This window comes from uncultured Veillonella sp., from assembly GCF_900545205.1.
Classification (GTDB): Bacteria; Bacillota; Negativicutes; order Veillonellales; family Veillonellaceae; genus Veillonella.
The window spans coordinates 1-10,243 of sequence record NZ_UQYC01000063.1; the positions used below are offsets into that span (position 1 = coordinate 1).

General features: G+C 38.6%; 11 protein-coding genes and 1 other RNA gene. All 12 read right to left on the reverse strand.

Features of this window, described 5'->3' with window-relative positions; translation table 11 throughout:
* Positions 1–42: 42 nt before the first annotated feature.
* Positions 43–384, reverse strand: a transfer-messenger RNA (tmRNA) gene (gene ssrA, locus QZR70_RS07105).
* 177 nt (positions 385–561) lie between these two features.
* Entirely contained in the window at positions 562–1,716 is a 1,155-nt protein-coding gene (gene bioF / locus QZR70_RS07110; protein WP_295794114.1) for an 8-amino-7-oxononanoate synthase, read from the reverse strand.
* 1 nt (position 1,717) lies between these two features.
* Positions 1,718–2,449: a 6-carboxyhexanoate--CoA ligase gene (locus tag QZR70_RS07115; RefSeq protein ID WP_295794117.1), complete on the reverse strand. Its 732-nt coding sequence runs from the start codon at positions 2,447–2,449 to the stop codon at positions 1,718–1,720.
* Positions 2,449–2,949, reverse strand: coding sequence for a hypothetical protein (locus QZR70_RS07120; protein ID WP_295794119.1), 501 nt, complete (start codon positions 2,947–2,949; stop codon positions 2,449–2,451). The genes QZR70_RS07115 and QZR70_RS07120 overlap by 1 nt, the downstream gene beginning before the upstream one ends.
* A gap of 152 nt (positions 2,950–3,101) precedes the next feature.
* Positions 3,102–3,572, reverse strand: coding sequence for an SsrA-binding protein SmpB (gene smpB, locus QZR70_RS07125; RefSeq protein ID WP_004697155.1), 471 nt, complete (start codon positions 3,570–3,572; stop codon positions 3,102–3,104).
* An 8-nt stretch (positions 3,573–3,580) separates the two neighbouring features.
* Positions 3,581–5,944, reverse strand: a complete 2,364-nt coding sequence (gene rnr, locus QZR70_RS07130; RefSeq protein WP_295794122.1) for a ribonuclease R — start codon at positions 5,942–5,944, stop codon at positions 3,581–3,583.
* A 55-nt stretch (positions 5,945–5,999) separates the two neighbouring features.
* Positions 6,000–6,236, reverse strand: coding sequence for a preprotein translocase subunit SecG (gene secG / locus QZR70_RS07135; protein WP_004695991.1), 237 nt, complete (start codon positions 6,234–6,236; stop codon positions 6,000–6,002).
* 5 nt (positions 6,237–6,241) lie between these two features.
* Positions 6,242–6,916: an RNA polymerase sporulation sigma factor SigH gene (gene sigH, locus QZR70_RS07140; RefSeq protein ID WP_105089260.1), complete on the reverse strand. Its 675-nt coding sequence runs from the start codon at positions 6,914–6,916 to the stop codon at positions 6,242–6,244.
* Between the two features lie 72 nt (positions 6,917–6,988).
* Positions 6,989–7,522, reverse strand: a complete 534-nt coding sequence (locus QZR70_RS07145) for an NYN domain-containing protein (protein WP_295794123.1) — start codon at positions 7,520–7,522, stop codon at positions 6,989–6,991.
* Positions 7,523–7,524: 2 nt separating this feature from the next.
* Positions 7,525–8,256, reverse strand: a complete 732-nt coding sequence (rlmB, locus tag QZR70_RS07150; protein WP_009351349.1) for a 23S rRNA (guanosine(2251)-2'-O)-methyltransferase RlmB — start codon at positions 8,254–8,256, stop codon at positions 7,525–7,527.
* Position 8,257: 1 nt separating this feature from the next.
* Positions 8,258–8,734 (reverse strand): Mini-ribonuclease 3, encoded by a 477-nt coding sequence (locus tag QZR70_RS07155; protein ID WP_295794124.1) that lies wholly within the window; start codon positions 8,732–8,734, stop codon positions 8,258–8,260.
* Positions 8,724–10,172 carry a cysteine--tRNA ligase gene (cysS, locus tag QZR70_RS07160; RefSeq protein WP_105089263.1) on the reverse strand — a complete coding sequence of 483 codons (1,449 nt, stop codon included), beginning with the start codon at positions 10,170–10,172 and terminating at the stop codon, positions 8,724–8,726. The genes QZR70_RS07155 and cysS overlap by 11 nt, the downstream gene beginning before the upstream one ends.
* Between the last annotated feature and the right edge of the window lie 71 nt (positions 10,173–10,243).

Below are 10,243 nucleotides of genomic sequence, written 5' to 3' on the forward strand. Positions count from 1 at the left end.
GCTCGCTTTATGCGTCGATATTGGCGTATGTTGCTTTTTATTTGGTGGAGATGAGGGGAGTCGAACCCCTGTCCAAAAGTGTTGCCATATAGACTTCTCCGAGCACAGTCTATGATTTAAATCTCAGGTTGCTACCGCTCACAGACAAGCTACACAACCCCAGTTCATGTTGTCTCGCCTAATTCATATGAACAACTGAATTAAGCCAGCCTACGGTTTGACGTCCATTCACACTTGGTAGGCACAAGTATGAGGGACGTAGCTTATGCAGCTAATGCAAAATTTTCTTCTGCGTTTAAATGTTTTTCCACCGTTTAACGGCCTCATGGAACGCCGACTCGCTATCTATACCACACGCACCCCTGTCGAAACCTTTACATCCCCGTACGTCGGTCTCATAATTATAAGCCTATTTAGTATTACTGTCAATTATATGAAACCTTCACTAATTCGGTATATTCAGTACTCTTAGCCTTCTCAACTTATCTAAATTTGACAACTTTACCAATCCAAGGATTCTTTTATCACTATCTTTAGTGGATATATTATCTATTATCATGATTATAACTGTTTCATAGCATTATGCAGTGATTGGCACACATAATCTATTTGTTCTTTATTATGCGCAGCAGTCACTGTTAGTCTAATTCTGCTTTCACCAATAGGTACTGTAGGTGGACGAATAGCAGTTCCAATGATTCCAGCCTCATACAAATAGTTCGAAACGGCTAATGTATCCTCGTTACGTCCAATAAGGATTGGAAAAATTGGTGTTTCATTGGTAGCATCAATTCCTATGGAAATCAATTGGTCTGCCATATAGTTTACATTTTCATGTAATCGCCGTAAAACAGATACATCTGATTCAAGAACATGTAGTGCAGCTAAGGCGGCCCCTATATCAGCAGGAGATAATGCGGTAGAGAATATAAAACTACGACTCGTATTAACGAGATAATCTATGATAGTGCTATTTGCAGCTACATAGCCACCAACAGAGCCTAAAGATTTACTCAATGTACCAAGTTGTATGTCTACTTCTTTTTCAAGTCCAAAATAGGCCGCTGTACCATGACCATTACCAATAGTTCCAGTTGCATGGGCATCGTCAACCATAAGTAATGTATTATAGTCGCAGCTTAATTCATACAGTTTATCTAGTGGTGCAATATCCCCATCCATACTAAATACGCCATCTGTGACAATTAGCTTTCGTGCATTACGATCTACTTGCTTTAATAAATACTTTAGTTCATCTACATCACAATGGCTATAAGCCTTTACAGAACCTCTACTCAATCTACACCCATCAATAATACTAGCGTGATTTAAAGCATCGCTAAAAATGATAGTATTCTTATCAGCTATAGTAGAAATAGTTCCTACATTGGCCATATAACCCGTATTAAATACGAGGGCTTTTTCAGTATTCTTAAATTTTGCTAATTCATTTTCAAGGTCAGTAAATAATGGAAACGTACCAGATACGAGGCGTGAACCACCAGATCCTGTACCATATTGTTGAGCTCCTTTTACAGCCCCTTCTATTACGCGGGAGTCAAAGGTAAGGCCTAAATAATTATTTGAAGCCATCATCAAATATTCTTTATCATCTCGCTTCACGTGCACTGCATCTATAGGGCAGTATTCTTTTAAGGTTCGTAAATTATGGTTCTGTACCTTAGCATCTAATTGTTCTTTAAAAAATTCGTACATGTTATCTCCGTTGAACAAGTACTGGAGCACTCTCCAAATACTCAATTACACTTTCACTATCTATATCAGACCGTACAAAGAAAACCCGTCCCCCTATATTAGACCCTAATTCTTTCATATTGGGAAGTCGATGATATACACCATTACATGCCACATAGCCTACTGTATAATCTGGATCATCAGACCAACATAATTCACCAACAACACCATCAGCGGATTGAACCTTAGATGCTAGTACTAAAGCCTCCCTCATATGCTCATTGTCACCTAATGCATGAGAGTCAAAGGAGTCCATATGACTCACACGTACACCTCGATTGCCTTCATCTAAGCGTTCACCTGAAATAGCATCCACTAACATAGCGCCGCGCATGGATGTATCTAAATTTTTTAACATACCGATAGCTTTTCTAACAGCAGTTTTAGTAATAGTGGTACCTTGTAAAAGTTCAATTGCCAATTGATGAGATTCATGAATGCTACTAGTTTTATGTTCCTCTACTGTTAGACAGTCTATATAGAAAATCTTCTCCGGTGGAATCAAATCTACTGTAATATTTATAAAATCAGCAGTTCCTTTGCTATGATGTAAAGCACGTTCAGCCAACGATTGTGCTATAGCTCCAATTTCCTCTAATTTTACGATACGCTCTGCTCCAGAAATATGGTGGCCCCCTTTTTCATGGGGACCACCTTGTGCTGCACGCATGCGTATACTATATAATTCACTCATTATGATACCTTGCCTTTTATCACGTTATTTTGGTGTGCTTGACTATGAATTTTACGGAATACCTTTACAAATACTGGAGCCATAACAACCGTGAAAATCATGCCAGGTACTGCTAAGGCAACCATAGGTAATGCGGCTTTACCAATATATACGGACAAGGTCAACCGCGCTAAGGCAGATGCAATTGGGCCTGAAATCATAATACCGATCAAGTGATTATGGCACATCCAAAGGATTAGACCTACAATGAGGCGGAATTGCATGGCAATCATAACATTTAAAATAGTTTGAGTACCTAGTGCTAGGCCAATTAAGCTAGATAGACATCCACTAATAATATACTTCTTAAATCCAAATACGGCACATATTGCTACCGCCAACGGGGCCGATAATTGAAACTCTATACCTGGAATAACATTAGGTATTTTAATAGCCCCTAATACAGTAATCATAGCCGTTAAAATAGCGACCTCAGTAATGTACCGAATGTTCTGATTCATGATATTTCTCCTCTACCTAGAAAATGTCAACCACAAACACGACTCTTTGTTTACATTATAAATTCAATATACACATTTATCAACTAAAAATGCAGAATAAGTTGACAAATATCACAAAAAAGATCGAGCCATTATGACTCGATCTTTTAAATTTAATATTTTTGTTGTTCTTTAAGTCTCTTAGCAATATCTCGTTTAGCATCGCGTTCTGCCATATCTTGACGTTTATCATACAGCTTTTTACCAGTTACAAGACCAACGGTTACCTTTACATAACCATGACTAAAATGGAAATTAAGCGGCACTAAAGAGAATCCTTTCTCCTTAACCTGAGCGTGCAGTTTATTGATTTCAGATTTATGCATCAACAATTTGCGAGTTCGTTCAGGTTCATGATTAAAGCGGTTCCCCTGTTCGTATGGGCTAATGTGAACACCGTACAATAAGAGCTCACCTTTATCAATGCGACAAAAGCTATCTTTTAGGTTCAGCTTACCTTGGCGTATGGATTTAATTTCAGTACCTGTCAAAGCAATACCAGCTTCATAGGTTTCATGAATATTAAAATCATGACGCGCTTTACGATTATCAGCAATAAGGGATGGACTAGATTGTTTTGCCATATGTACCTCTATCGTTTACGTTTACTTTTGGATTTCTTAGATTGATTACGCTTCGATGTTTTATTAGACTTCTTACGACTTGATTTGCCCTTACTAGATTTTTTACTGAAAGTATCATATCTAGATCGTCCAGATTTACTACTATCTCGTCGGGAAGATTTCTTACCAGATTTCCCCGAAGATTTACGGCCCTTACGACCACCAAAACTATCGCGACTAGTTGCATAGTCAGAACCACTGCGCAATTGTTCTTGAATAGCCATTAGGTTATTAACTTCACCTAGTACAAAGTCGATTTGTTTCTTTTCTACATCGGCTTTTACTAATGTAACAGTTACCTTTTCACCTAGGTGATAGGTTTTACCGGTTCTCTTACCTACGAGCACAAAATGTTCTTCATCAAAGAAATAGTAATCATCGTTCATCATGCTCATATGTACAAGACCATCGATACCATTCTCTAATTCCACAAACATCCCAAAGGACGTAATGCTAGAAATTGTGCCTTCAAAGACTTCCCCTACAAATGGAACCATATATTGTGTCTTTTTAAGATCAACCGTATCTCGTTCGGCCTCAGTGGCAACTTGCTCTTGCAAGGAAGAATGTTCTACCGCACTAGCCAAGAATGATTCATCTACATCCCGTTTTGTATATCCATCTTTCCAATGCATATCCGCTTTTAAAAGGCGGTGAACCATTAAGTCTGGATATCGTCTAATAGGAGATGTAAAATGCGTATAACATGTAGATGCCAAGCCAAAATGACCCACATTGTTAGTACTATATTTAGCTTGTTGCATAGAACGCAGGGTCATAATTTGAGCCACTTGCTCAATATCTTGCCCTTTTACTACATCTAAGATTTTTTGGAAATCCCGTGGTGTTACACCATCAGTACTAAGGACTAGATTTTGACCTAAATAATTAAGCACCTTTTGGAATAAATCTAGTTTTTCCTCACTAGGATTCTCATGAATACGATATACCGATGTACGGTGTGTATGCTCTAAATGTGTAGCCACTGTTTCATTGGCAATGAGCATACATTCTTCGATAAGTCGTTCCGCCATGGTACGATCTCGTTTTACGATGCGCAACGGTATACCATCATGATCAAGTAATACCTTGTACTCAGGAAAATCAAAGTCCAATGCACCTCTACGACGACGCATTGCATTAAGAATTTTAGAGATTTCTGCTAAATCACGAAGCATTGGCATAAAGTCTTGTAAATCGTCAGGAATAATATTTTCTTCCAGTGCCTTATACACTTCTTTATAACTACAACGACGACCTACGTGAATAATAGAAGGTCGTATACGATAATTTACAACCTTACCGCTATGATCAATTTCCATCATACATGTCATGGCGTAACGATCTTCATGAGCATTTAAGCTACAAATACCGTTAGATAATACCTCTGGCAACATCGGTACTACTCTGTCCACTAAATATACAGATGTACCTCGTTTATAAGCCTCATTATCAATGGCTTGTCCAGATGTTACATAATGACTTACGTCTGCAATATGTACGCCTAATTCATAATTACCATTTGGCAATTTTCGGCCACTCACAGCATCATCAAGATCTTTCGCATCTTCACCATCGATGGTGACCATTTGCAAATCCCGAAGATCCCAACGCTTTGGATCCTCATGAATAACCATATCAATTTTCTTGCTAGCTTTGATAACATCGTCTGGAAAACTGAATGGAATCTTATGATTAGCCATGATACAGTTAATATCAAGACCTACATCACCTTTATAGCCAAGAATTTCCGTAATAATACCTTCTGGCTTCTTATCGCCTTCCGGCCATTTTGTAATTTTGACTAGTACCTTTGCGCCACTACGTGCATCTAATGTATTTTTTAAGTCTACAAAGATATCAGTCCCTATCCGTTCATCATCAGGGATAACAAAGCCAAAGTGTTGTTGTCTGTCATAGGTACCTACAACCGTCTCATTAGCTCGTTCAATCACATCAACGATAATGCCTTCTCGTTTATGCTTAGTATAGTTAGAATGTACAATGCGAACTCGAACCTTATCATTGTGCATAGCAGTCCCTTTATTTTGTTCTGCTACATATATATCTTCATCTTCAGGCATAATCACAAAGCCATACGACTTACGATAGCCCTTATAAATACCTTCATATTCTTCATTTTGTTGTTCTGCATATTGATATACATCAGGTCGAGAAGATGTTAGCACCCCTTCTCGAGCAAGCATTTTTGCTGAACGAATAAACATCTCAAGATCCTTACCACCACGGATGTGATTATCCATAGCAGCATCTTCAATATGATATGCATGTGGTTGTATAGATTTATAAAAGTCTAATACTTTCTTCTTCAAATCTTCACCTCCTTATTCTGAAAAAAGAAAAAGCCTGCAAAGCAGGCTTTCATCATTAGAATTGATTAATCATTGCCCCTAACACTAAGCTCAACACAGCAAAGATAATCCCCAATATAATCGTACATTTAGATAAGAAAGCGTCTAAACCGCGTTGCTTACCACCAAAAGAAGAGTCTGCCGCACCAGATACAGCACCGCCCATGCCTGCGTTTTTGCTATTCTGTGCAACAACTACTACGATTAATAAGATAGATACGATAACTTCTACAATCATTAAGAAATTTGTCACGACTGTCATCCTTCCTGTGTGGCTCTGGGAGAATCCAAAACCCGATGTTCTAAATACTTCTCTAATTTACGTTTAACCCTTTGTAATGCATTGTCTATAGATTTGACACTGCGATCTGTGACCTCAGCCATTTCTTGGTAAGAACGTCCATCTAGATATCCTTCCAAGACCTCCCACTCGAGTTCACTTAAAATATGACCAATATTGCGTTCAATATCATCCAATTCCTCTTGGCTGATAATAAGATCCTCAGGATTGGTAACCTTTGCTGAGGATAGCATCTCGATCAACGTACGCTCTGATTCCTCTGTATATACCGGTTTATTTAACGATACATAAGAATTTAAAGGCGCATGTTTTTGTCTTGTTGCCGACTTAATAGCTGTAATAATTTGTCTAGTTATACAAAGCTCTGCAAAAGCTCTAAAGGACGCCAATTTATCATGTTTAAAATCTCGCGTAGCCTTATAGAGGCCAATCATTCCTTCTTGAATGATATCCTCTCGATCAGCACCTACCAAAAAATAAGAGCGTGCCTTTGCACGAACAAAGTTTTTATATTTATTAACAATATAATCGATTGCAAACTCATTTTGCTCTTCTTGAGCTATGACCACAACTTGCTCATCAGTCATTTCTTTGAAATTGTAATCGGACTTGCGTGTATGAATACTGTTCATATGCTCCTCCTTACAATTGAGCAGAAAAACCAATATATTCATTATACTGGAAGTATATGTGATTTTCAACTATCAATGGCCACGCCGTAATTTCTCTAGCTTTTCAGCTACTTCAGGAGATAATAAACCTCCTACTTCATTACGTCGCAAGCTAAATTGATCTCGTCTATGTTCATGAGCGTATTGTAGTCGTTCCTCTTCCTTAGCCATGCGAATCATATTTTGCAATTCTCGAGCTGGAATCCGTAAGCCCCCAGATCCAAGAATTTGATTTTGTTCTGCTCCATCAGAGGTTACAACATATACATTGGTATATTTGCCTTTCCGCAAAAATACCTCTCGTTCAATAAAGGAATCCGCCGTCTCTCCATCCTCAGTATAGACTTCTAGAAATCCACTCGTAATAGCCTCTATAGAGCCGCCAGATTTTGTATACTTACCATCAAACACAAGGATAACTTCGTATCCCTTGAATTTTCCGTAATTCAACAATTTATCTCTAAGCTCCATACGAGCATGTTCTAATGACTCATGAGCCAATTTCTTTAGATGAGTCCAGGCGAATATCACATTATATCCATCTACAATTAAGATATCTTTTAACATAATTATTTCGCTTGACGTTGACGTACCGCTTCATACATAAGAACGGCGGCTGCCACAGATGCATTCAAAGAATTTAAATTCCCATACATAGGGATGGTAACAAGGAAATCACAAGCCTCTTTCACAACGCGGCTAATGCCCTTACCTTCATTACCGATAACGATAACTGTAGGAATTGTCATATCTGCCTCGTATAAGGTGCGATCCCCTTCCATATGAGCGCCCATGACCCAAAAACCTTGTTTCTGAAGTTGTTTAATGGTTTGGGCTACATTCCCAACTTGTACAAGTGGAATTTGCTCAATGGCACCTGCCGATGTTTTAGCTACGGTAGCATTAATAGGTGCATTGTGACGCTTAGGAATGAGAACGGCCGTAGCCCCTACACATTCCGCAGTACGGATAATTGCGCCCATGTTATGCGGATCCTCAACACCATCTGTTAGGATAAGCAAAGGTACCTCATGATTCGTCTCTTGCAGCACTTCACCTAGTTCTTTAAATTGAACGGCAGATACAAGAGCGATAACCCCTTGATGTGGTACCTCTAAATCATATTTATTCATTTGTTTGATAGGTGTTGGACGCACTTCAATGCCTTGAGATTTAGCAAGGCCAACAATATCAGCTAGACCAGTTTTTACCTTATCTTCACTGACCATAATGCGTTGAATAGAGCGACCACTTCTAAGGGCCTCTTTAACCGCATTGCGGCCTACAATATAATTATCCATACTACATACCTCGTAGAGTTATTGAAAAGGCTTGCTTCATAACATCTTGTAAGCGCTCATCTTGACGTGTTTCATAAAGAAATCCAAGTACGGCTTCAAAAGCTGTGCTACTACGATATTCTTGAACAGAACTACTTTTTGGCACATTTACATTACTATTTCTAGCACGTCGTGCAATAGCTTGTTCTTGTTCTGTGAAAGTATCCTCTATTTCAAGCAATACCTTCGCTTGTGACTTAGCACAAATAAACTCAGTAACAATGGTGTGCAACACTTGTACCTTAGATATATTCATTTGTACTACTCGCTCACGAACATACATGGAGTATACGGAATCGCCAATATAGGCAAGCATAACTGCATCTGCACTGAGGCACTCCTCAATAGTTCGTTTACGCAAACGAAGCGGCTCTTGTTCAAGAGCCGTCAACTTTTTTATTGCTTCATTCTTTAAGAATTGAAATTGTTTAAACTTCACGCTTTTTCCACCGTGCACCTTGAGGGGAATCCTCAATAGTAATACCGATTTCAGCCAAACGATCGCGGATACAATCAGCTAATGCCCATTGTTTTTGATCACGACACGCTTGACGTACAGACAAGATCACTTGCATTAATTCTTCATATTCAGCAGCATTAGCACCTGTGTTGCCTTCCCATGCTTTTTCAAGAATACCAATTACTTCTGTCATGAACTTGAAGATACGTTTAACTTCAGCAATAGCTTCTTGGCAAACAACACCTTCACGGCCTGTTACAACTTGATAGTAAATGTTGATTTCTTTAGCAAGACCGAACATGCTAGATGTAGCTAATGCAGTATTGAAGTCATCGCTCATAGCTGCTTCGAATTCTTCTTCATACTCTTTAGCTTTTTCTAATAAGTGTTGCGCTTCATCACATGGACCTGGTTCACATTTTTCAAGGTACAATAGATTTTCAATAGCAGTGCTTAAACGTTCTAAGGATTTATTTGCTTCCTCTAAACGTTCATCAGAGAAATCTAATGGACTACGATAATGTGTGCTCAACAAGAAGTAGCGCAATGCGTCTGGGCTATATTGTTCTAAAATATCTTTTACCAAGAAGAAGTTATTCAAGGATTTAGACATTTTTTCAGAATTAATGGTAATGAAACCATTATGTAACCAATAGCGTACAGATGGATGTTGACCAGAACAACCTTCAGATTGGGCAATTTCGTTTTCATGATGAGGGAAGATCAAATCACTACCACCACCATGGAAGTCAAATTCTGTACCTAAATATTTTTGGCTCATAGCAGAACATTCAATATGCCAGCCTGGACGACCGTTACCCCAAGGACTTTCCCAATATGGTTCACCTGGTTTTGCTGCTTTCCATAATGCAAAATCCATAGGATTTTTCTTACGACCATCAACTTCGATACGAGCACCTGCTTCCATATCATCTAATGTACGGCCAGATAGCTCACCATAATGTTCAAATTTATCAACGCTATAATATACATCACCATCGAGTTCATAAGCATAGCCTTTTTCAATCAATGTAGAAATCATAGCGATAATGTCTTCGATATGTGTAGAAACACGAGGATAAATATCAGCACGTTGTACACCAAGTGCATCCATTACTTCAAAATAGCTATCGATATAACGGTTTGCAATAGTATCCCAAGATACACCTTCACCATTAGATGTATTGATGATCTTATCATCTACATCAGTAAAGTTTTGTACATATGTTACTTTATAGCCTACATGTTTCATGTAGCGACGAATTACGTCCCATGTTACGAATGGACGTGCATTGCCAATATGAGGATGATTATATGGTGTAACACCACATACGTACATCTTTGCCTCACCTGGTGTTACAGGATTAAACACCTCTTTTTGGCGCGTCATAGTATTATAAACTGTAATTTCTCTCATCGTTACCGATGCCTCCATGTTCGTAAAATAAAAAAGACCCCTCATCTCATACAGAGACGATGGTCCGCGGT